Source organism: Stenotrophomonas sp. PUT21 (genome assembly GCF_052232875.1).
Lineage (GTDB): Bacteria > Pseudomonadota > Gammaproteobacteria > Xanthomonadales > Xanthomonadaceae > Stenotrophomonas > Stenotrophomonas maltophilia_N.
In genome coordinates, this window is sequence record NZ_CP197645.1 from 2,953,433 (window position 1) to 2,975,007 (window position 21,575).

The 21,575-nt window shown below is 68.1% G+C and carries 17 protein-coding genes; 12 read left to right on the plus strand and 5 right to left on the minus strand.

The features are described from left to right. The first annotated feature begins 88 nt into the window (after window positions 1-88). Window positions 89-2,188 carry a glycosyltransferase gene (locus ACTT2I_RS13475; RefSeq protein WP_421099150.1) on the plus strand — a complete coding sequence of 700 codons (2,100 nt, stop codon included), beginning with the start codon at window positions 89-91 and terminating at the stop codon, window positions 2,186-2,188. Here ACTT2I_RS13475 and ACTT2I_RS13480 read toward each other — a convergent pair. After that, window positions 2,185-3,750 carry a hypothetical protein gene (locus tag ACTT2I_RS13480; protein WP_421099149.1) on the minus strand — a complete coding sequence of 522 codons (1,566 nt, stop codon included), beginning with the start codon at window positions 3,748-3,750 and terminating at the stop codon, window positions 2,185-2,187. The two genes, ACTT2I_RS13475 and ACTT2I_RS13480, sit on opposite strands and share 4 nt — an antisense overlap. Window positions 3,751-3,779: 29 nt before the next feature. Then, entirely contained in the window at window positions 3,780-5,933 is a 2,154-nt protein-coding gene (locus tag ACTT2I_RS13485) for a RelA/SpoT family protein (protein ID WP_421099148.1), read from the minus strand. 132 nt (window positions 5,934-6,065) lie between these two features. Between ACTT2I_RS13485 and ACTT2I_RS13490 the strand changes: the two genes are divergently transcribed. Continuing rightward, the gene (locus ACTT2I_RS13490; protein WP_088432908.1) at window positions 6,066-6,578 is read left to right on the plus strand and encodes a hypothetical protein; all 513 of its coding nucleotides are present in this window, start codon (window positions 6,066-6,068) and stop codon (window positions 6,576-6,578) included. Window positions 6,579-6,636: 58 nt separating this feature from the next. Here ACTT2I_RS13490 and hrpA read toward each other — a convergent pair whose 3' ends face one another. Further along, complete coding sequence (gene hrpA, locus ACTT2I_RS13495; RefSeq protein WP_421099147.1) at window positions 6,637-10,740, minus strand: ATP-dependent RNA helicase HrpA; 4,104 nt, start codon at window positions 10,738-10,740, stop codon at window positions 6,637-6,639. A gap of 96 nt (window positions 10,741-10,836) precedes the next feature. Between hrpA and ACTT2I_RS13500 the strand changes: the two genes are divergently transcribed. The 6 genes from ACTT2I_RS13500 to ACTT2I_RS13525 all read left to right on the plus strand — a co-directional run bounded on the left by ACTT2I_RS13500 (window position 10,837) and on the right by ACTT2I_RS13525 (window position 17,862). Continuing rightward, complete coding sequence (locus ACTT2I_RS13500) at window positions 10,837-11,397, plus strand: Dps family protein (protein ID WP_421099146.1); 561 nt, start codon at window positions 10,837-10,839, stop codon at window positions 11,395-11,397. Between the two features lie 623 nt (window positions 11,398-12,020). Then, window positions 12,021-13,826 carry a DNA helicase RecQ gene (gene recQ / locus ACTT2I_RS13505; protein ID WP_421099145.1) on the plus strand — a complete coding sequence of 602 codons (1,806 nt, stop codon included), beginning with the start codon at window positions 12,021-12,023 and terminating at the stop codon, window positions 13,824-13,826. 94 nt (window positions 13,827-13,920) lie between these two features. Then, on the plus strand, window positions 13,921-14,316 hold the full coding sequence (locus ACTT2I_RS13510; protein ID WP_088432905.1) for a CopL family metal-binding regulatory protein: 396 nt from the start codon (window positions 13,921-13,923) through the stop codon (window positions 14,314-14,316). A gap of 105 nt (window positions 14,317-14,421) precedes the next feature. Then, window positions 14,422-16,215 carry a copper resistance system multicopper oxidase gene (locus ACTT2I_RS13515; protein ID WP_421099144.1) on the plus strand — a complete coding sequence of 598 codons (1,794 nt, stop codon included), beginning with the start codon at window positions 14,422-14,424 and terminating at the stop codon, window positions 16,213-16,215. Beyond that, window positions 16,212-17,249 (plus strand): copper resistance protein B, encoded by a 1,038-nt coding sequence (locus ACTT2I_RS13520; protein WP_421099143.1) that lies wholly within the window; start codon window positions 16,212-16,214, stop codon window positions 17,247-17,249. Before ACTT2I_RS13515 ends, ACTT2I_RS13520 begins: the two co-directional genes overlap by 4 nt. A 100-nt stretch (window positions 17,250-17,349) precedes the next feature. Continuing rightward, window positions 17,350-17,862 carry a GNAT family N-acetyltransferase gene (locus ACTT2I_RS13525; RefSeq protein WP_421099142.1) on the plus strand — a complete coding sequence of 171 codons (513 nt, stop codon included), beginning with the start codon at window positions 17,350-17,352 and terminating at the stop codon, window positions 17,860-17,862. Between the two features lie 18 nt (window positions 17,863-17,880). Here the strand turns inward: ACTT2I_RS13525 and ACTT2I_RS13530 are convergent, their stop codons facing one another. Then, window positions 17,881-18,177 (minus strand): TFIIB-type zinc ribbon-containing protein, encoded by a 297-nt coding sequence (locus ACTT2I_RS13530; RefSeq protein ID WP_088432901.1) that lies wholly within the window; start codon window positions 18,175-18,177, stop codon window positions 17,881-17,883. A gap of 153 nt (window positions 18,178-18,330) precedes the next feature. Between ACTT2I_RS13530 and ACTT2I_RS13535 the strand changes: the two genes are divergently transcribed. The 3 genes from ACTT2I_RS13535 to ACTT2I_RS13545 all read left to right on the plus strand — a co-directional run bounded on the left by ACTT2I_RS13535 (window position 18,331) and on the right by ACTT2I_RS13545 (window position 20,399). Further along, complete coding sequence (locus ACTT2I_RS13535; RefSeq protein WP_421099141.1) at window positions 18,331-19,095, plus strand: CPBP family intramembrane glutamic endopeptidase; 765 nt, start codon at window positions 18,331-18,333, stop codon at window positions 19,093-19,095. A gap of 122 nt (window positions 19,096-19,217) precedes the next feature. Next, complete coding sequence (locus ACTT2I_RS13540; protein ID WP_019185159.1) at window positions 19,218-19,616, plus strand: response regulator; 399 nt, start codon at window positions 19,218-19,220, stop codon at window positions 19,614-19,616. A gap of 117 nt (window positions 19,617-19,733) precedes the next feature. Beyond that, window positions 19,734-20,399 carry a DUF3011 domain-containing protein gene (locus tag ACTT2I_RS13545; protein WP_088432898.1) on the plus strand — a complete coding sequence of 222 codons (666 nt, stop codon included), beginning with the start codon at window positions 19,734-19,736 and terminating at the stop codon, window positions 20,397-20,399. Window positions 20,400-20,420: 21 nt separating this feature from the next. Here ACTT2I_RS13545 and ACTT2I_RS13550 read toward each other — a convergent pair whose 3' ends face one another. Next, the gene (locus ACTT2I_RS13550; RefSeq protein WP_293981699.1) at window positions 20,421-21,089 is read right to left on the minus strand and encodes a lysozyme inhibitor LprI family protein; all 669 of its coding nucleotides are present in this window, start codon (window positions 21,087-21,089) and stop codon (window positions 20,421-20,423) included. A 221-nt stretch (window positions 21,090-21,310) separates the two neighbouring features. Between ACTT2I_RS13550 and ACTT2I_RS13555 the strand changes: the two genes are divergently transcribed. Then, window positions 21,311-21,475: a hypothetical protein gene (locus ACTT2I_RS13555; RefSeq protein ID WP_172407494.1), complete on the plus strand. Its 165-nt coding sequence runs from the start codon at window positions 21,311-21,313 to the stop codon at window positions 21,473-21,475. Window positions 21,476-21,575 lie beyond the last annotated feature (100 nt).

The following is a 21,575-nucleotide window of genomic DNA, read 5'->3' on the forward strand; positions in this document are numbered from 1 at the left end:
GAGAATATGAAGTCCGGCGAGTCTAACGCAGCCACCGCGAGCGGCGCGTTCTCCCGGGTTCCCCCGCTTAAGCTGGAGTTGCAACGGGATGTCGATGTCCTTGGCCGATGCTCGCTATTTCCTGAACCGCATGCTCGGCCTGTTCCGTCGCAGTCTGGCCAGTCTGCGCACCCGGGGCTGGCGCGCTACCTGGCAGCGCATCCGGGTCCATACCCAGGCCGTGCCTGCACCGCGCGGGTCGCCCCTGTACCTGCCCGAGGCCGCAGCGTTCGCGCCGTTCACGGTCCCGGCCAGCGAGCGCCCGGTCGTCAGCATCATCATTCCGGTCTACAACCATGCCGGCCACACCCTGGCCTGCCTGCGGGCGCTGGCCGCCCATCCGCCGCAGGTGGAGTGCGAGATCCTGGTGGTGGACGACGGCAGCAGCGACGAAACCACCGCCTGGATGCCGCAGGTCGGCGGGCTGCGCTATGAGGTGCGGGCCACCAACGGCGGCTTCATCGAGGCCTGCAACGATGGCGTAGCGCGCTCGCGTGGCCAGTACGTGGTGCTGCTCAACAATGACACCGTGCCGCAGCCGGGCTGGTTGGACGCCTTGCTCGCCACCTTCGCGCGGGTGCCGCGGGCCGGCCTGGTCGGTGCACAGCTGCTCTACCCCGATGGCCGCCTGCAGGAATCGGGCGGGGTGATTTTCCAGGACGGCAGCGGCTGGAGTTACGGCCGCTTCGAGTCGCCCGAGGATCCGCGCTACAGCGCGCTGCGCGATGCCGACTACTGCTCCGGTGCGGCGTTGATGATCCCGCGCGCATTGTGGGAGCAGCTCGGCGGCTTCGATCTACGTTACAAGCCCGCCTACTACGAAGATACCGACCTGGCCTTCGCGGTCCGCGCCAGTGGCCATCGGGTGCTGGTGCAGCCCGCCAGCCGCGTCGTGCATGACGAGGGCACCAGCAACGGCACCGATACCGGCAGCGGGATCAAGGCCTATCAGGTCCGCAACCGCGGGGTATTCGCGGCGAAGTGGACGCAGGCGCTGCAGGCGCAGCCGGCCGTGGGCAGCGTGCCCTCGCCAGCCCTGCTGCACCGCGGCCAGCGCCAGGTCCTGATCCTGGATGAAGAGGTGCCGCAGCCGGACCGCGACTCGGCCTCGCTGCGCCAGTACAACCTGATCCGCATGCTGCTCGACGAGGGCGTCCACGTGGTCTTCGTGCCCACCCGGCGCGAGCATGGTGGCGCGGCCACCGAGGCGCTGCAGGCGCTGGGCGGGGAGGTCTGGTACGCGCCCTACCTCGACGGCGTGGCACCGTGGCTGCGCGCCCACGGCGCCCGCTTCGATGTGGTGATGATGGTCCGCTACCACGTTGCCCACGAGTGCCTGCCGCTGCTGCGCAGCTTTGCGCCACAGGCGCGCACCGTCTTCGATACCGTCGACCTGCATTACCTGCGCGAGCGCCGTGGTGCGGAGATCGCCGGCGATGCAGGGCTGCTGCGCAATGCCGAGCGCACCCGCGCACGCGAGCTGGCGGTGATGGATCAGGTCGATGTGACCGTGCTGGTCAGCGCGGCCGAGCGCGAGCAGCTGCGCATCGATGCGCCGGGCGCGACGGTGGAACTGATCTCCAACCTGCATGAAGTTGCAGGCGCGGGGCCCGACTGGGCCGAGCGTCGCGACCTGGTGTTCGTTGGCGGCTTCCGCCATCCGCCGAACCTGGATGCCATGCAGTGGTTCATCGGTGATGTCTTCGCACGCATCCGCGCACAGCTGCCCGGCATCCGTTTCCACTGCATCGGCGCCGCCGTGCCGGACAGCCTGCGCGAGCTGGCCGCCACCCAGCCGGGGGTGGAGATCCACGGCTTCGTGCCGGACGTGGTGCCCTACATGGACGGCGTGCGCATCGCGGTTGCGCCGCTGCGCTTTGGTGCGGGCGTCAAGGGCAAGGTCAATCTGAGCATGGCGCATGGCCAGCCGGTGGTCGCTACGACCTGCGGTGTGGAAGGCATGCACCTGCGCGATGGCGAAGATGTACTGGTCGCCGATGATGCCGAGGCGTTCGCGCAGGCCGTGGTCCGCCTCTATCAGGACGAGGCACTGTGGCGCCGGCTCTCGACCGCCGGTCTGCAGAACATCGTGGACCACTTCTCCCTCGATGCCGCCCGCGCCACCGTGCAGCGGGTGTTCCTGGACTAGGCGCCTGCGCCACCACCGGCGCTGCGCAGGCGCTCGGCGAACGCCGGCAGCTCGGGCAGGTCCGGCTGCCAGCGCCGTGCCTGCTCCAGCGCCTGTTGCGCGAAGGCGATATCGCCCGAGCCCAGGCGCTCACTGCCGATCGCCAACCAACGCTGCGCCAGCCGGCGCCGTGCAGCGGCCTGGCCCGCATCGTTGGTCGACAGCGTCTGCCAGGCCTCCAGACAGGCCCCCGCCGCCAGTACGCGGTTCTCGCGCAGGCGGTCCTCGAAACACTGCCGGCTCGCCGGCAGCAGGCGCTGCGCGGCGGCACGCACACGCGGGTCCTGCGGCGCCACGCTCTGTGCCTCGCGCAAGGCATCGTAGGCACTGCGCCCGGGCGGATCCAGGAAGTTGCCGCGGGCTTCGGCCTCTTCCAGGCGGGTAAGCAGGCGCAGCAACGTCCGTTCGCGCTGCGCACGCGGCACCGCCGGGGTCTTCAACGCTGCCTGGGAGCGGCGCGCCTGCTCGACGGTGTGCCGGGCCGCCTCCAACGCGCGCGTGGAGGCACCCAGCGTTTGGGCCGCCTGCACGGCCTGGGCGGCTTCGTCGAAACGGAAATTTCCCGCCAGCCGCGTCGCACGCGTGAGCTGCGCATCGGCCACCTGCAGCTGACCACGGCGGGCGGCAGGATCGTCGGGCAGCGCGGCAAGCACCGCAGCGAACGCCTCCGCCGCGACATCCAGTTTCTGCCGGCGCAACGCGGTGTCGCCTTCGCGCTGGCGGCGCTCCAGTGCGTTGTTCAGTACTTCCTGGGTGGCCGGCAGATCGACATGTCCGGCATCGAAGCCACGGGCGCTGCGCACAAGCGCCGCTGCCCGGGCGACATCACCGCGTCCGGCCGCTGTACGCGCCTGCTGCAACAGGTCGGAAAGCGCATCCTCGCGCCCTTCCAACGCACGCACCTGGTTGGGCGACAGCGCCAGCACCTGCTGGAACAGCGGCAGCGCACTGTCCGGGCTGCCATCAAGCCGTTGCGCCTGCAGGGCCGCTTCCGCGCGGCCCAGCAGCGCGCCGATTCCCGCGCGCGCCTGGTCATGGGCGTGCAGTTGCTGTGATACGGCATCGGCATCGCGCTGCGGCACCTGCAACTCGCGGGCCAGCGCAAGCGCGGCCGTCGCAGCCGGTGTATCCCCGCGGTCCAGCGCGTCGCGCGCCTGCTGCAGCGCGGCCTGCCCGGTACGGGCCAGCCCGGTGCGTGCCTGCAGCCGGTCATTGTCCAGCGCCAGCGCAGCCTGATAGGACTCGCGCGCGCCGCTGCCATCAGGCAGGGTCAGGCGGCCGGCCGCCAGCGCGCGGTCGCCCTGGTCGAGCAGCTGTTCGATCTGCGGTTCGTTCCAGAACCAGTTGGCCAGCGGCCGGCGCAGCAGCGCCAGGCCCACGAACAGCAGCACTGCCACCAGCAACGCCCAGCGCCAGATGCGCCGGGCATGGCGCGCCTGCAGCCACCACCAGCGCCCCTCGCGGCGTACCCGCCGCAGCGCCTCATGCGCGGCATCATGCCTGTCATCGTCGTCCCGGCTCATGCCGCGAGCCTAGCGTGGGGCACGTGAGCTCAGCCTAGACGCCGGGCTTCGCTGACGCCGGGCAGTGCGTCCAGCTTGCCCAGCAGGGTGGAAAGCTGCCCGTAGTCGCTGACCTTCAGCCGCAGCCGCAGATGCGCGCGGCCGCTGTTGCGGACGTTGTCGCTATGGATATCCAGCACATAGGCATCCTCCTGTGCGATCAGGTTGGTGATGTCCTTGAGCAGCCACCGCCGGTCGACCGCGTCGACCACCACGTCCACTTCATAACCACCGCCGGCCTGGCCCCACTCCACCGGAAGAATGCGCTGCGGGCTGGCCGCGGCCAGTCGCGCCAGCGCCGCACAGTCGGTGCGGTGCACGGTGACGCCGCGCGCGCGCGTGAGGTAGCCGACGATCGGCTCCCCAGCCACCGGCTGGCAGCAGCGCGCCAGCTGCACCAGCAGGTTGCCCACGCCCTGCACCGTGAAGTTGGCACTACGCACGCTGTCGCGCCGCGCGGTGGGGCGCGGCAGTACCGGCGCCGCCGGCTGGCTGGCGGCACGTTCGGCTTCCAACAGCGTGCGGCTGACCTGGTTCGGCCCGGTGTCGCCCAGCGCCACCTGGATGTAGAGATCGTCAACGCTGTCGGCGTGGAATTTCTTTACCGCGATGGCCAGGTCCGCATGCTGGAGGCCGAGCCGCTTCAGTTCGCGCTCGAGCAGCTCGCGGCCGGCCTGCACGTTGCGCGCGCGGTCCAGTTTGTGGAACCAGCCACGGACCTTTTCACGCGAGCGGTTGCTGGCCAGGAAGCCGCTGGAGGCCAGCAACCAGTCGCGCCGGGGATCGGCCTCCTTGCCGGTCAGGATCTCGACGCGGTCGCCGCTGCGCAGGCGGTAGGTCAGCGGCACGATGCGGCCATTGACCTTCGCGCCACGGCAACGGTGCCCCACCATGGTGTGCACGTGGTAGGCGAAATCCAGCGGCGTGGCGCCCTGCGGCAGGTCCATCACCTCGTCCTTGGGGCTGAGCGCGTAGACCCGGTCTTCGGTCAGTTCGGCATCGAGCGCGCCGGCCAGCTCGCTGGCATGTCCGTCCTGGGATTGCTCCAGCAGCTGGCGCATCCAGGTGATCTTGCGGTCGAACGCCTTCTCCGCGCCCTTGCTGCCTTCCTTGTAGCGCCAGTGCGCGGCCACGCCGAGCTCGGCCTGGGCGTGCATGTCGTGGGTGCGGATCTGCACTTCGATGGTGCGCCCTTCCGGGCCGACCACGGCGGTATGCAGCGAACGGTAATCGTTGGCCTTCGGCCGCGCGATGTAATCGTCGAATTCGCTCGGCACCGGCGCCCACAGGGCATGCACCACGCCCAGCGCGGCGTAGCAGGCGGCTACGTCGTCCACCATCACGCGCACCGCGCGGATGTCGTACAACTGCTCGAACGCCAGCCGCTTCTTCTGCATCTTCCGCCAGATGCTGTAGATGTGCTTCGGGCGGCCGCTTACCTCGGCGCGGATGCCCTGCGCCAGCAGCTCGCGCGACAGCGCCTTCTTGACGCCCTCGACGTAGCGCTCGCGCGCCAGGCGCGTTTCATCGACCTCGCGCGCGATGCGCCGGTAGGTCTCCGGCTCCAGATGGCGGAACGCCAGATCCTCCAGCTCCCACTTCAACTGCCAGATGCCGAGCCGGTTGGCCAGCGGCGCGTGGATGTCACGGGTGAGCTGGGCCAGCGCGCGGCGCTCTTCCTCGGGCAGCCGATCGGCGCCACGCATGCGGGCCAGCTGACGGGCGAGCAGGATCGGCACCACCCGCAGATCGCGGATGATCGACAGCAGCAGGCGGCGCAGGCCTTCGCTGTTGCGGCCGGCCTCACGCCCGGCGTGCAGCGCCCAGACCTGGTCGGCCGCGTCCAGACCGTCGAGCAGGCCGACGACCACCGGCTTGAGTGCACCGATCGGCAACGCATCCAGACCAGCGCGCAGCCACGGCAGATCGAACAACAAGGTGGCCAGCAGCGCCGATTCATCGGCCGAGAGCAGCGACAGCGCATCGAGCGTGTCGGCCAGCACCGGCCAGCCCGCGCGCATTTCCAGATCGGCCTCGGGCTGCTGCCAGCGCTGCAGCAACGCCTCGCGCAGGTCGGTCGGCAGCGAGGCCACCGAGGGTCGGTTCAACAAGGCATCCAGGCCGGGGGCAGAAGCGCGGTTCACAGCATCGTACAGACAAGACAGAGGCCACCTACACTAGCGCCGCAGCGCCCCCCCGACAATCGCCGTCGCCTGCATGTGCACATACCCGGGCGCTGGCACTACACTGCGGCCATCCCTAGGAGAGACCCTGCCATGCGCTTTTCCCGTCTGCGGTTGTTGGCCTGTGCGGCCCTTGTGATGAGTGTGTCGCTGCCGGCGCTGGCCCAGCGCGTGGTGGAAGGCGATCTGCAGCAACAGATGTCGCCGGCCGAGTTCAAGGCCGCCGGGCTGGAGAAGCTCACCCCGCAGGAACTGACCGAGCTCAACAACTGGCTGCAGGGCAAGGTCGCTGCGCTGGCGGCAAACGCCCGCGAAGAGGCTCGCGAGGAAGGCCGCCAGGAAGTCATCGTGAAGAACCGCGGCTTCCACGATTTCGGCAGCAATGCGCCGATCGAAACCAACATCACCGATGAGTTCCGGGGCTTTGCCAAAGGCCGCCGCTACGTGCTGGCCAACAAGCAGGAGTGGGAACAGACCGACGAAGCCACCCTGAGCGGTGTGCGCAAGACCGCCCCCAAGGTCACCATCAATCCTGGCCTGGTCGGGGTGTGGTACATGAAGGTGGACGGCTACAACACCCGCGCCAAGGTCCGCCGCGTCAAGTAATCCGCGCACGGGCAACCCGCCCACCCCGTACGGCGACCGCACGGGGTGGGTTTGAAAGTCACGCCTTCTGCAGCGCGGCCACGCGCTGGGCCAGCTTCTTCGCCGAGATGCCGGTCCTGGCCCCCAGCTCCTGGGCGAACAGCGAGACCCGCAGCTCCTCCAGGTCCCAACGCAGGTCCTGCCATTGCGCTCGCTTGCGCAGGCCGCGTGCGTCGGCCTGTGCCAACGCATCCAGGAACGGACGCAGTTCCAGCATCCGGGCTTGATCCCGGGGCGGATCGCGCTTGGCCCGCTCGGTACGCAGGATCATCGCGCGCAGATAGCGCGGGTACTGCGCCAGCGCATCGGCCGGCGTATCGCGCAGGAACCCGGGATGGACCAGAGCCGCAAGCTGCTCCTCCATGTCATCCAGGTTGCCACGCGCCCACCCCATCAGCGGCGCCTCCAACTGCGGCTTGAGCTCGGCCACGTGCGCGAGGATGTTCTCGGCCAGCTTCAGCCGCGCCATCGCCTCGCCGAACAACACTTTTCCCGCCTCGGCACTGCGCTTGGCAAACGCCGCCGGATCGCGGATATCACCCAGGCCCTCGGCCAGCACGGCGTTCATCGCCGCGTCCACCAGATCGCCACGCAGGCGCTCCTGGGATTCGATCGCGGCGTACAGCAGGCCGGTCTTGGGCGGCACCGGCAACTGCTTGCGCGCCTGCTTGGCCTTGTCGGCCAGCGCGATCTCCAGCAGGCGACGCACGCCAAGCGGATGCTGTTCCAGCGCTTCATTGCGGTCGGCGAAAATCTTCAGTGCCGCGGTCTCCCCCTGGTCGACCAGGGCGGGATACGCCGGCACGCCGGCTTCGCCGGGCACCTGCAGCGGGATCGGGCTGGCGGGGAAATCGCGCAGGCCTTCCGCCGCCAGCGCGCGCCCGGCACGCGCGGCGAAGGCATCACCGGCCTTGTCGCCAAAGCGGGCACGCAGTGCATCCAGATCGCGCGAGGTGGCCAGCACCTTGCCGTCCGCGTCGCGCAGGCGCAGGTTCATGCGCAGGTGTGCGTCCAGCGCGGCTTCGTCGAAATCGGTCGCGGCCAGCGTGGCGCCCGTCGCACGCGACAGGAACCGCGCCAGTTCGCCACGGATGTCATCGGCGGTCGGCTCGGCGAAGGCTTCGGCGAAGGCGCGGCCGAAATCCGGGGCGGGCACGTAGTTGCGGCGCATCGCCTTGGGCAGGCTGCGGATCAACGCAGCGGCCTTGTCCGCGACGAAGCCGGGGGCCAGCCATGACAACCGTGCCGGGTCCAGCGCGTTGAGCAGGTGCAGCGGCACGTCCAGCGTGACGCCATCCTCGTCGGCGCCCGGCTCGAAGGTGTAGTGCAGCGGCAGGCGAGCATCGCCCAGCGGCAGGTACTTGGGATAGCGCTCGGCATCGCTGCCTTCGCCCGGCAGCAGATCGGCCAGTGTCCACGACAGTGCACGGCGCTTCTCCGGCGCCAATGCCTTCCACCAGGTATCCAGGCCCATCGCCGAATGGATTTCGGCCGGAATCCGGTCCAGGTACCAGCGCGCCTGCCAGCCCTCATCGGCGACGATACCGGCGCGGCGCAGCTTGGCTTCTTCTTCGCGCGCCTGTTCCAGCACCTTGAGGTTGTCGGCGACGAAACCGGCCCGGGTGTTGATCTCGCCCGTTACCAGCGCCTGGCGCACGAAGATGTCGTGTGCCTCACCCGGCGCGATGCGCCCGTAATGAACGGGCTTTTTCGGGGCCAGCACCAACCCGAACAGACTGATCTGCTCCGAGGCCAGCACCTGGCCCTGCGCGCGCGACCAGTGCGGGTCGAAGTGCTTGCGCAGCAGCAGGTGCGGCAGCTCGTTGATGACCCAGTCCGGCTCGATCGCCGCGTTGGTCAACCCCCAGATCTTCTGGGTATCCAGCAGCGTGGCCGTGAGCAGCCACGGCGGCGGCCGCTTGGCCAGGGTCGAGCCCGGGAACGGCAGGAAGCGGCGCTGGCGCGGTGCCAGGAAGTCGCCCTTGTCGCTGCGGTGGCCGATCTGCGTGGGCAACCCCGCGATGAGCGCGCGGTGCAGGGTCTGGTACGCCGCCGCGCGCACCTTGTCGCTGAAGGCGTTGCGTGCCTCGGGGTCGGCGCCGTTACCGGGTGCCGCCTTGGTCTCGACAAGCGCCGGTTCGGACTTCCCTTCGCGGGCAAGCCGCGCGGCACGATGCTGCTGGCCGCGCGTCGCCTTGATCTTGGCCTCGTCATCGCGCGCCGGTGCCGGCGCCGAAGACCCGGCCAGCAGCGGTGCCAACGACGATTCGGCGGGCTCCTCACTCCAGCCCAGCTCTTCGCACAGCACGCGCAGCTGGCGATGCAGCTCACGCCACTCGCGCATGCGCAGGAAACCGAGGAAGTGCCGCCCGCACCAGTCGCGCAGCTTGGACTGGGTGAGGTCTTCGTGGGCCTGGCGATAACCGTCCCACAGGCGCAGCACGCCGACGAATTCCGAGCGCCCATCGGCGAACAGCGCATGTGCGTTGTCGGCGGCGGCGCGCGCTTCCGGCGGGCGCTCACGCGGGTCCTGGATGCCCAGGAACGACGCGATCACCAGCATCGGCCGCAGGCAGCCCTGTGCCTGCGCGGCGACCAGCATGCGCGCCAGTTTGACGTCCACCGGCAGGCGCGCCATCTGGCGCCCGATCGGGGTCAGGCGGCGCTCGGCATCGACCGCGCCCAGCTCACCCAGCTGCTGCCAGCCATCGGCGATGGCGCGCTCGTCCGGCGCCTCCAGGAACGGGAAATCCTCGATCTTTCCCAGGCCCAGCTGCAGCATCCGCAGGATCACCCCGGACAGGCTGGAGCGGCGGATTTCCGGATCGGTGAACTCGGGGCGCGACAGGAAATCCGCTTCGGAATACAGCCGGTAGCAGATGCCTTCGGATACGCGGCCACAGCGGCCCTTGCGCTGGTTGGCGCTGGCCTGCGAGACCGCTTCAATGTGCAACCGGTCCAGCTTCTGGCGCGGGCTGTACCGCTTGATGCGGGCGAAACCCGGGTCGATCACATAGCGGATGCGCGGCACCGTCAGCGAGGTTTCGGCGACGTTGGTGGCCAGCACGATGCGCCGGTTGGCGCCCGGGTTGAAGACCAGGTCCTGATCCTTGACCGACAGCCGCGCATACAGCGGCAGCACGTCGGTCCCGCGGTACTTGCGCCGTTCCAGCGACTGGTGCGCGTCGCGGATCTCGCGTTCGCCGGGGAAGAACAGCAAGATGTCACCGCGCGGGTCGATCCGGGTGATTTCATCCACCGCCGCGACCACAGCATCGTTCACGGTGCGCTCGCCATCGCGGCCACCGTCGGCTTCGCCGCCACCCTCGCCCTCCAGCGGGCGGTAGCGCACTTCCACCGGGAAGGTGCGGCCTTCCACGCTGATCACTGGCGCATCATCGAAATGCTGGGCGAAGCGCGAGGTATCGATGGTGGCCGAGGTAACGATCAACTTGAGGTCCGGGCGCTTCTTCAGCAGCTGCTTCAGATAGCCCAGCAGGAAATCGATGTTGAGGCTGCGTTCGTGCGCCTCGTCGACGATGATCGTGTCGTAGTTGGACAGCCAGCGGTCGCTGCTGATTTCGGCCAGCAGGATGCCGTCGGTCATGAACTTGATGCGGGTATCGTCACCGACGCGGTCGGTGAAGCGCACCTGGTAACCGACGGTGGTGCCCAGTTCGGACTGCAGTTCCTGCGCGACACGGGTTGCCACCGCACGCGCGGCAATCCGTCGCGGCTGCGTGCAGCCGATCATGCCGGCGGTGCCACGGCCCGCGGCCAAGCACAGTTTGGGCAGCTGGGTGGTCTTGCCCGAGCCGGTTTCACCGGCGATCACCACGACCTGATGTGCGCGGATCAGCGCGGTGATGGCCTCGGCTTCACGCGCAATCGGCAGCTGCTCGTCCAGAGTGATGGCCGGCTGATTCAGCGCGCGCGTTTCCCGGCGCTGCACGGACGCCTGCAAGGCCTGCTCGAACGCCGCCGCCAGCCCCGCATCCGCCGGTTTGGCCCGCCAACGCGAGAGCATCCCCAGCAAACGACCGCGGTCGCGGCTCATGGCCCCGTTGATCGCGGCCTGCTGCTGGGCCAGACGTGCTGCATGTGGTTTTTCGATAGCGCTCATCAATCGATTCGTTTAGAACTTTTGTTTACTACTGAAAGGGTAGTCTGATCTATTGTGAAGGCCATCCGATTCATCCCATCCATAAGGAGTTCTCCCATGGCGAAGACGACCAAGACCCCGGCAAAGCCCAAGACTGCCAAGCAGAAGCTCGGCGCGGCGGCCCCGTCGGCCCCGTCGGCCCCGAACATCGATATCGGGATCAAGGAGGGCGATCGCAAGAAGATCGCCGATGGACTGTCGGCCTTCCAGGCAGATGCGTTCACGCTCTACCTGAAGACCCACAACTTCCATTGGAACGTGACCGGGTCGATGTTCAACTCGCTGCACACCATGTTCGAGACCCAGTACACCGAACAGTGGGCGGCCCTGGATGACGTGGCTGAACGCATCCGTGCACTGGGCTTCAACGCCCCGGGCTCCTACCGCGAGTTCGCGGCCCTGACCTCGATCGCCGAGGAGCCGGGCCTGACCGACAGCGCGGACTGGCGTGAAATGGTACGCCAGTTGGTCACCGCCAACGAGGCCGTGTGCCGCACTGCCCGGAAAGTGCTGGATGTGGCCGATGATGCGGACGATGCGCCGACCGAGGATCTGATGACCCAGCGCCTGCAGACCCACGAAAAGTACGCCTGGATGCTGCGTTCGCTGCTGCAGTGATGGGTTGCATTGCGGCAGGCTTGGCTGACTGAAGGCGGAAGCGAAGGCAACGGCGTTGGCTGCCGGGGTCTCCGTGTTGGCGAGCGGGGGCCAGGCCCTGCCGGGACGCGCCGTAAACCCATCCTTGGGGGCTCGTGGGCGGCATCCATGCCGCCCTGACGGTCCCGTCAGGACCCGGCCCCCACTCGCCAGAAAGGTCTGGATGAACGGTTGGGCAAGCCAGAGCGACTGCCGCAGGCCGTGGGACAACTGCGACAAATACGCACCACCACAGGCGCCGATGGGCGCCTGTCTGCGTTTGAGTGGTTCGTGCCCGGCGCTTGAGCGGTTCTTGACTGGCACTTGACTGGCTCGCCTTTGAGCACCAGCCAAGTGTCGGAGGCGCGGTGTGGGTGGGTTTGCAGGACCGTTGGGCGCCATGGATGGCGCACTACGAGCCCCCATGGACGGGTTCACGGCGGGTGCTGCAGGCCCACCCACACCGCGCCAAACCCGTAAGACGGAACGCCCGGCGCTTTGAGCCTCTGCTTTTGAGGCTTTGAGGCCTCGGCTCCTGGCATCCCTACACGCCGATCCGACATCAGAGGACACGGCCCGTAGCCCGGGCAAGGTAAACTAGCGCGATGTCTTCCCGCCCCGCGCACGACCTGCTCAGCCGCATCTTTGGTTACGACGAATTCCGCGGTCCGCAGCAGGCGATCGTCGAGCATGTCGCCGCCGGCAATGACGCGCTTGTCCTCATGCCCACCGGCGGCGGCAAGTCGCTGTGCTACCAGGTCCCCTCCCTGCTCCGCGGCGGCACCGGCATCGTCATCTCGCCGCTGATCGCCCTCATGCAGGACCAGGTCGAAGCCCTGCGCCAGCTCGGCGTCCGCGCCGAATACCTCAACTCCACCCTCGATGGCGAAACCAGCGCCCGCGTCGAGCGCGAACTGCTCGCCGGCGAACTGGACATGCTCTACGTCGCTCCAGAGCGCCTGCTGACCGGCCGCTTCCTGTCCCTGCTCTCGCGCAGCCGGATCGCCCTGTTCGCCATCGACGAAGCCCACTGCGTCTCGCAGTGGGGCCACGACTTCCGCCCCGAATACCGCCAGCTCACCGTCCTGCACGAACGCTGGCCCGACGTGCCGCGCATCGCGCTGACCGCCACCGCCGATCCGCCCACCCAGCGCGAGATCGCCGAACGTCTGGACCTGACCAACGCCCAGCACTTCGTCAGCTCCTTCGACCGGCCCAATATCCGCTACACCGTCGTCCAGAAGGACAACGCCAAGCGTCAGCTGCTGGATTTCCTCAAGGTCCATCGCGGGGCCGCCGGCATCGTCTACTGCATGTCACGGCGCAAGGTCGAGGAAACCGCCGAGTTCCTCTGCAAGGAGGGCATGAACGCCCTGCCGTACCACGCCGGCCTGCCCGCCGAGGTGCGCGCCGCCAACCAGCGCCGCTTCCTGCGCGAGGATGGCATCGTCATGTGCGCCACCATCGCCTTCGGCATGGGCATCGACAAGCCGGACGTGCGCTTCGTCGCGCATACCGACCTGCCCAAATCGATGGAAGGCTATTACCAGGAGACCGGCCGTGCCGGCCGCGATGGCGAGCCGGCCGAAGCCTGGCTCTGTTACGGCTTGGGCGATGTCGTGCTGCTCAAGCAGATGATCGAGCAGTCCGAAGCCGGCGAAGAACGCAAAAGCCTGGAGCGCTCCAAGCTCGACCACCTGCTCGGCTACTGCGAATCCATGCAGTGCCGCCGTCAGGTGCTGCTGGCCGGCTTCGGGGAGACCTACCCGCAGCCCTGCGGCAACTGCGACAACTGCCTGCTGCCACCTGATGCCTGGGATGCCAGCGTCGCCGCGCAGAAGGCGCTGAGCTGCGTCTACCGCAGCGGCCAGCGCTTCGGCGTCGGCCACCTGATCGATATCCTGCGCGGTGGCGACAACGAGAAAGTGCGCCAGTTCGGGCATACCGAACTGAGCACCTACGGCATCGGCAAGGATCTGGACGCGCGCACCTGGCGCAGCGTGTTCCGCCAACTGGTCGCCTCCAGCCTGCTGGAAGTGGACAGCAGTGCCTACGGCGGCCTGCGCCTGACCGATGGCAGCCGCGAGGTACTCAAGGGCCAGCGCAAGGTCATGATGCGCCGCGAAAGCCCGAAGGCAGCGCGCGAACGCGACCGCAGCGGCCAGCGCACCGGCTTGTCGGTGCTGCCGCAGGACCTGGCGCTGTTCAATGCGCTGCGCGGCCTGCGCGCCGAACTCGCCCGCGAGCAGAACGTGCCGGCGTTCGTGATTTTCCACGACAGTACCCTGCGCAACATCGCCGAACAGCGCCCCACCAGCGTCGATGCGCTGGGCCGGGTCGGGGGCATCGGCGGCACCAAGCTGGCCCGCTACGGCGACCGCCTGGTCGAAATCGTGCGCGAGGAAGGTTGATGCCACGGCGCGTTCAGGCAGACCGGGCTTCAGAGTTGAACCGTGCGTTCAGCTGCAGGTGCGGCCGCCCGGGTTTGGCAGTAAGGTGAGCCCCATGTCCGCCCCTGGCCTGCTCCTGCGAGTCGTCCTGATGCTCAGCCTGTTGCTCAACGGGCTGAACGTGGCCATGGCCGGCCCGATGGCGCTGGCGTTGGCCGAGCCGACCACCGCCAGCAGTGCGGCGCCCCCCTGCCATGGCGACGCGCCGGCCACCGGCGGGCACGATCACCACGCCATGGCGGCCGGCACTACCGGCGTACAGGCGCCGCACGATGGCGACCACTGCAAGATCAAGGATTGCCTGCGCAGTTGTGCGCAGCAACCCAGCCTGACCGTCCAGGTCGCCTGGCTGGCCACGCCACCGCCGGTGTCGCTGGTGCCGCTGCCGGCGGGCCATCCGACCCTGCCGACGCCCCCGCTGGACCGCATCACCCGCCCTCCGATCGCCTGATCCGCCGCGCTCTGCGAGCGCGTGTCTGATGCCCTGCCCGCACACCTCGGGTGTGCGTGCGTTGCCGGCACTGCGTGTGCCATTCGAATCGGATCCGGAGTTGCAATGTCTTTCCCCAAAATCCCCGGCACGGGCACCCCGCCCATGCCGTCACGCCGCCTGTTCGTGCAGGGCGTGGCTGCCGGCGGCGTGGTCGCCGGCCTGGCCGCGACCGGCCTGAGCCCGCGTGCCTTCGCGGCCGCCGGTCCCGGCCTGGCCGCTGCCCCGCAGGTGCTCAGCAGCCATGATGTGCAGCTGAGCATCGGCGAATCGCTGGCCAACTTCACCGGCCGCACCCGCCCGGCGATCACCGTCAACGGCAGCCTGCCGGCGCCGATCCTGCGCTGGCGCGAAGGCCAGACGGTCAACATCCGGGTGGCCAATACGCTGCAGGGCCACCCGACCTCCATTCACTGGCACGGCCTGCTGCTGCCGGCCAACATGGACGGCGTGCCCGGCCTGAGCTTCAACGGCATCGCCCCGGGCGAGGCCTACCAGTACCGTTTCACTCTCAAGCAGTCGGGCACGTACTGGTACCACAGCCATTCCATGTTCCAGGAACAGGCCGGCCTGTACGGTGCGTTGATCATCGACCCGATCGAGCCGGCGCCCTATCACGCCGACCGCGAGCACGTGATCCTGCTCTCGGACTGGACCGACCTGGACCCCGGCGCGCTGTTCCGGCGCATGAAGAAGCTTGCCGAGTACGACAACTACTACAAGCGCACGGTGCCGGACTTCCTGCGCGATGTGCGCAAGGACGGTTGGGCGGCCGCCACCGCCGACCGTGGCATGTGGGGCCGGATGCGGATGACGCCGACCGACATCTCCGACATCAACGCCCACACCTACACCTATCTGCTCAACGGCACCGCCCCGGCCGGCAACTGGACCGGGCTGTTCCGTAGCGGCGAGAAGGTGCTGCTGCGCTTCATCAACGGGGGATCGATGACCTATTTCGACGTGCGCATCCCGGGCCTGAAAATGACCGTGGTCGCCGCCGATGGCCAGTACATCCATCCGGTCAGCATCGACGAATTCCGCATCGCGCCGGCCGAGACATTCGACGTGATCGTCGAGCCCAGCGGACAGGATGCCTACACGATCTTCTGTCAGGACATGGGCCGCACCGGCTATGCCGCCGGCACGCTGGCGGTCCGCCACGGCCTGCAGGCACCGATTCCCGACCGCGACCCACGCCCGCTGCTGACCATGAGCGACATGGGCCATGACATGGGGCATGCCGCGGGCGGCATGGCGGGCCACGACATGAAGGGCATGGAAGGTGGCTGCGGTGCCAGCATGGGCCACGGCGCACACGGCGCTGATCCGAAGGCCCCGCGCCACCCGGCCAGCGAAAAGGGCAACCCGCTGGTGGACATGCAGAGCATGGCCACCGACCCCAAGCTCGACGACCCCGGCATCGGCCTGCGCGACAACGGCCGCCACGTGCTGACCTACGGTGCGATGCGCAGCCTGTTCGACGATCCCGATGGCCGCGAACCCGGCCGCGAGGTCGAGCTCCACCTGACCGGCCACATGGAGAAATTCAGCTGGTCCTTCGATGGCATTCCCTTTGCCAGCGCCGAACCGCTACGCCTGAACTACGGTGAGCGCATGCGCATCGTGCTGGTCAACGACACGATGATGCAGCACCCGATCCATCTGCACGGCGTGTGGAGCGATCTGGAGAACGCCGACGGCGAGTTCCACCTGCGCAAGCACACCATCGACATGCCCCCCGGTACCCGCCGCACCTATCGCGTGCGCGCCGACGCGCTCGGCCGCTGGGCCTACCACTGCCACCTGCTGTACCACATGGAAGCAGGCATGATGCGCGAAGTGAGGATCGAAGAATGAGCCGCGCTCCTCTTACCGCGATGTCCACCCTGAGCGCTGCCCTTCTGCTGGCCGTGTCCGCCCCGGCGTGGGCGCAGTCGCATGCCGGCCATTCCACGATGCCGACCACGGCCACGACCGATGCGCCACCGGCGGATGACGGCAGCGTCGATCACAGCAAGATGGACCATTCAACGATGGGCCACGGCAGCGCCGATCACAGCAAGATGGACCATTCAACGATGGACCACGGCAGCGTTGATCACAGCCAGATGGACCATTCAACGATGGATCATGCTGCGATGGGGCATGGCACGCCGAAACCGCCTGCGCCCACCGAACCGCGCGAGCCGATTCCGGTGGTGACGGCCGCCGACCGCCTCGCCGCGTTCCCCCCGATCGACCACGGTGCCATGGAGCATGCGCCGGAGATCCACAGCATGCTGTTGGTCAACCGCCTGGAACATTGGGACGGCCAGCACGGCACCGGCCAGGCATGGGAAGCCAGCGGCTGGGTCGGTGGCAACATCAACCGGCTGTGGCTGCGCAGCGAAGGCGAGCGCAGTGACGGCCGCACCGGATCGGCCAACCTGGAAGTGATGTACGGCCGCAGCGTATCGCCGTGGTGGGACGTGCTGGTCGGCGTGAAGCAGGATTTCCGCCCGGCCGATTCACGCACCTGGGCGGCATTCGGCATCCAGGGCTTGGCACCGTACAAGTTCGAGACCTCTGCCACGGCCTATATCGGCGAAGGCGGCCAGTTCGCGGCCACGCTGGAAGTGGAGTACGAGCTGCTGCTGACCAACCGCTTGATCCTGCAGCCGCTGGTGGAAGCCACCTTCTCGGCCAAGGATGAGCCGGCGTACGGCAATGGCGCCGGCCTCAACAAACTCGAGGCCGGGCTGCGCCTGCGCTACGAGTTCAGCCGCCGCTTCGCGCCCTACATCGGCATCAGCCACGAGCGGATGTTCGGCGATACCGCCGACTACCACGAGGCCGCAGGCGAACGCGCCCGCGATACCCGCTGGGTGGCGGGCGTGCGGGTCTGGTTCTGATCCACGGGGCATGACAGTGTCCGGGTGCCTCTGGCACCCGGAACTACTGCCGGCCACGGCGATGGCATAAGCTGCCGGCCCCGCCCGCCTGCCTTGCGCCATGACGTTGACCCTTCGCCGTGCCACCGTTGCCGATGCCGACGCGCTGTCGGCGATCGCCATCGCCACCTATACCGAAACCTTCGGCGATTCGTACCCGCCGCAGGATCTGCACGCGTTCCTGCACAGCCACTATTCGGTCGGGCCGCAGCGTCACGAGCTCGCCGATCCACGCAACGCGGCGTGGCTGCTGGAAGACGGGGACCAGGTGGTGGGCTATCTCGCCGCAGGCCCCAACAGCCTGCCGCATGCCGATGCCGCCGAAGGCGATATCGAACTCAAGCGCCTGTACGTGCTGGCCAGCCACCAGAGCGGTGGCCACGGCGCACGCCTGATGGACGCGTTCCTGGCGTGGCCCGATCTACCGCAGCGGCGCACGCTGTGGGTCGGCGTGTGGTCGGAAAATCTTGGTGCGCAACGCTTCTATGCGCGCTATGGCTGCCGCAAGGTGGGCGAATACGATTTCCCGGTCGGCGACAGCGTCGACCGGGAATTCATCCTGCGCCGCGCCTGAGCCAGGCGCAGGCGTGCATCAGAAGTCGAACAGGTCCGACAGGAAGCTCTCTTTCTTTTTCTTGCGGTAGCCCTGCTGGTCGCCGTACTGCTGCTGGCCCAGGTGGCGGGTGTCGCGGTGCTGCACGGCAGCCGGCGGCGGCGGTGCGGCCGCGCGCACCGGCGCGGGCGCCGCGGCACCGGCCGAGCGCTCGATGATCTTGTCCAGCTCGCCACGGTCCAGCCACACGCCGCGGCACTGCGGGCAGTAGTCGATCTCGATGCCCTGGCGCTCGGACATCTGCAGCGCTTGGGTCTTGCATACGGGGCATTGCATGGGCGGTCGTCCAAGGGGTAAAGCCGCACTCTAGCCGGTCGCACCTGACCGTGGTGCAACGCAGCCATGACCGATGGCCCCCCGACCTTTGCCCCATGCTCCCCGCGTGCAGGTCAACAACACTCCACGCAATCCCTGGATATGGAGCGTCCCATGCCGTCCCTTCGCCTGCCCACCTGGCTCGCCGCCTGCGTGGTCGTGCTGACCCTGGCCGTATCGATCAATCTGCGCGATCTCGCGGCGTGGATGGGCACGCCGATTCCGAAGTTGCCGATTCCCTATGGCGGCGCCCTTCTCGACAACGGCCTGGGCGTGCTGCTGGTGCTGGTCGTGGCGGTGCTGCTGCTGCGCCCCGGGCAACGCCTGCAGGCCCTGCTCGGGCTGCGCTGGAATGGCTGGCAGGGTCCGGCGCTGGCGCTGCTGGCGACCCTGCCCTGCTGGCTCGGGCTGTGGTGGCTGGGTGGAGTCAATCCGACCCAGGACGTTCTTGCGCTGCTGATGCTCGGCGTGCTGTTCCCGCTCGCCGAGGAGATCATTTTCCGCGGCTTCGGTTTCATCTTCGCGCACCGCCAGCAGCGCTGGCCGTGGCTCGCCGCCGCGCTGGTGCAGGCGGGGATCTTCGGTGCGATCCACTGGTGGTCGTTCGGCGGCGGCGGCGGCATGGCGCTGCAGGTGTTCGCCATCACCGCGATCGGCGGGCTGGTGTTCGCCTGGCTCAATACGCTGGACGGCTACACCCTGTGGAGCGGACTGGCCCTGCACGTCTCGCTCAACCTGGCCTGGAACGTGTTCGTGATCACCGAGGCCACCGCTGTGGGCTGGCCGGCGACCGTGCTGCGGCTGTCGGCCGCGGGGTTGGCGATCGCGCTGGTCTGGGCGTGGCACCGCCGTCGAACGCGCTCGCTCACGCTGGCCTGACCCGCGCGAAGGCAGGCGAGGTGGCCGATTCACCCGGCATTTCGGCGCCGTCCACGGCCTCCTCACCGGCGGCCCGCGATACTTGCGCGCCCCTGTCCGGGGGTAAGCAGGAACCACGCTCCATGTTGTTGTCCAAGCACCATCCCGAACCGCGCGTGCTGTTGATCGAAGACACCGAAGACACCCGCGAGCTGAGCCGCATGGCGCTGGAAAGCCAGGCCTGCGAAGTCGTTGCCGTGAGTTCGGCCGAAGCCGCACTGGGCCTGCTGCAGGCCGGCGAGCGCTTCGATCTGGTCTTCACCGATGTCTGCCTGGGCGCGGTCAGTGGTATCGAAGCGGCACACCGGGTCAAGCAGGAACGGCCCGGGCTGCCGGTGCTGGTCACCTCGGGCCTGGAGCCCTCCGTCGTGGTGCCGCAGCTCGGCCCGGGCATGCATTTCCTGCCCAAGCCCTACAGCATGAGCGAACTGCTCGACGCGATCCGGGCCTGCTTCCAGCAGCCGCTGGCCGCCTGCGCCTGAGGCGATCGATCGGTTTGAAGGGCGACTGCCGGCAGCGATCTTCATCCGGATTTCATGCCGCCGTGCCCATCGTCGGCGTCAGCGAACGCGCTCCTCTTCCCTGCCGGAATTGACGACATGCTCTTCCGTACGCTGCTGGCCACGCCCCTGCTATTGCTGATGCCCTTCGAAAACGCACGCGCGGATGATTTCGTCACCTGCGAAAGCCGCGACAACCGTTATCAATCCTGTTCCCTGCCCCGCGCCGGCTACGTCACCCTGGACCGCAAGCTGTCCGGTGCGGACTGTCGCCAGGGCCGCAGCTGGGACTATGACCGCCGTGAAGTGTGGGTCGACGATGGCTGCCGCGCCTCGTTCCGGGTCCACGGCGGCAGCGATCGGGATGATCGCCACGACGATGACAATCACGACGCCAAGGTCGCCGCCGGCGTGCTGATCGGCGCGGCCATCCTCGGGGCGCTGGCGCACAACGCCAACAAGGATGACGCGCGCTACGAGGACGACAGCTACCAGGGCGCCCGGCATACGTCCTACGTACCCGGCTGGATGATCGGCGAGTTCGAGGGCTACAACCCCAATTTCAATGCCGACATCCGCATGCGCATCGACAGCGATGGCCGCATGAGTGCGCAGACGCGCGGCCAGACGTTGAATGGCTGGATCAACGGCGGCCAGCTCAATGTCGGCAGCAGTGTGTTCGATATCAGCCAGAGCCGCGACGGTTTCGTCACCACCGAGGTGGGCGACCGCCAGAACGAGGTCCGCTACCGCCGCGTGCGCTGAGCGACGCGGCGGCGGTCGCCATCACTTGGCGACCTGGCACTGCAGCGTGGTGCCGTAGAACTCCAGCGTGGTCTGGTCATCGTGGGTGCGCAGATCGACGCCTTCACGGCCCCAGCGCCCGCCATTGTTCTCGTCCTGGGTGACCGGCATCGGGAAGAGGATCGCCTGGTCGTTGCCCCAGCTGACCACGGCAGCCGTCGGGTCGATGTCGTTGTAGAACACCGCCGTCACCGGCTTGCTGTTGTCGTCGCAGCGGTACTCGACCTTGGCGGGTATCTGGATGCCGCCGCCGTTGATGGTCAGCTCGACCAGACGGGTCTGATAGGACTCCACCAGGCAGCGCTTGGGTTCCACCGCGCGCGAGCAGGCATCGCGCCCCTTGATCCAGCCACGCTGTTCGGCCGCGATGTCCAGCTCGTCCGGGCTGGTCTGCACACGCTTGTAGAGCGCAGCCAGCTGACGGTCCAGCGCGGCCAGGCGCGGGTCCACACACACCAGCTTCTCGGCCTCGGATTGCGCCTTGGCGCAATCGAACGACGGTGACTGGGTGGCGGCAGCGGCGGGGTCGGCAGGTTCGGCGGCCGTGGGGGCCTCGGAGGGCGACGGCGGGGCCGCCTGATCGGCAGGTTCCGGCTTGGAGCACGCCACGAGCGCAAGCGCCCCGAGGCTCAACAGGACGACACGTTTCATGGCACCTCCAACAACGATCAGCTCAAAGACAGCCTATTGTGCGTGATCGCATGCATACCGCGCGTATGCGCGGGTCTGCGATCTCCCTGTTCAGCCGAAAGTGCTGCATTGCCAGCGTCCGCTGAGACGATGCTGACCCCGTGCTCATGCAAGTGCGACTGGCGCGTAACAGCGTCAGGTCCACGATCAACGTGCGACATGACGTCGCCTTGGAGTTACCCATGTCGACCATGCAGAACAACGAAAACAACGTCAAAAATGCCGCTGCTGCCCAGAACGGCCCGCAGTCCGAACAGGATCGCAAGGACGCGCAGGCCAAACAGCAGAAGCAGGAACAGGACACCAAAAAGGCTCCTGACGCCGGCAACAAGCCGCAGCAGAAATAATCGCTTCGCCGCAGGGTGGGCTGCGCATCCGCGCAGCCCTCATAGGTCGGGCCGCGCCAGGCGCATAGGGGAGGACGACTACGGCAGGACGACGGAAACG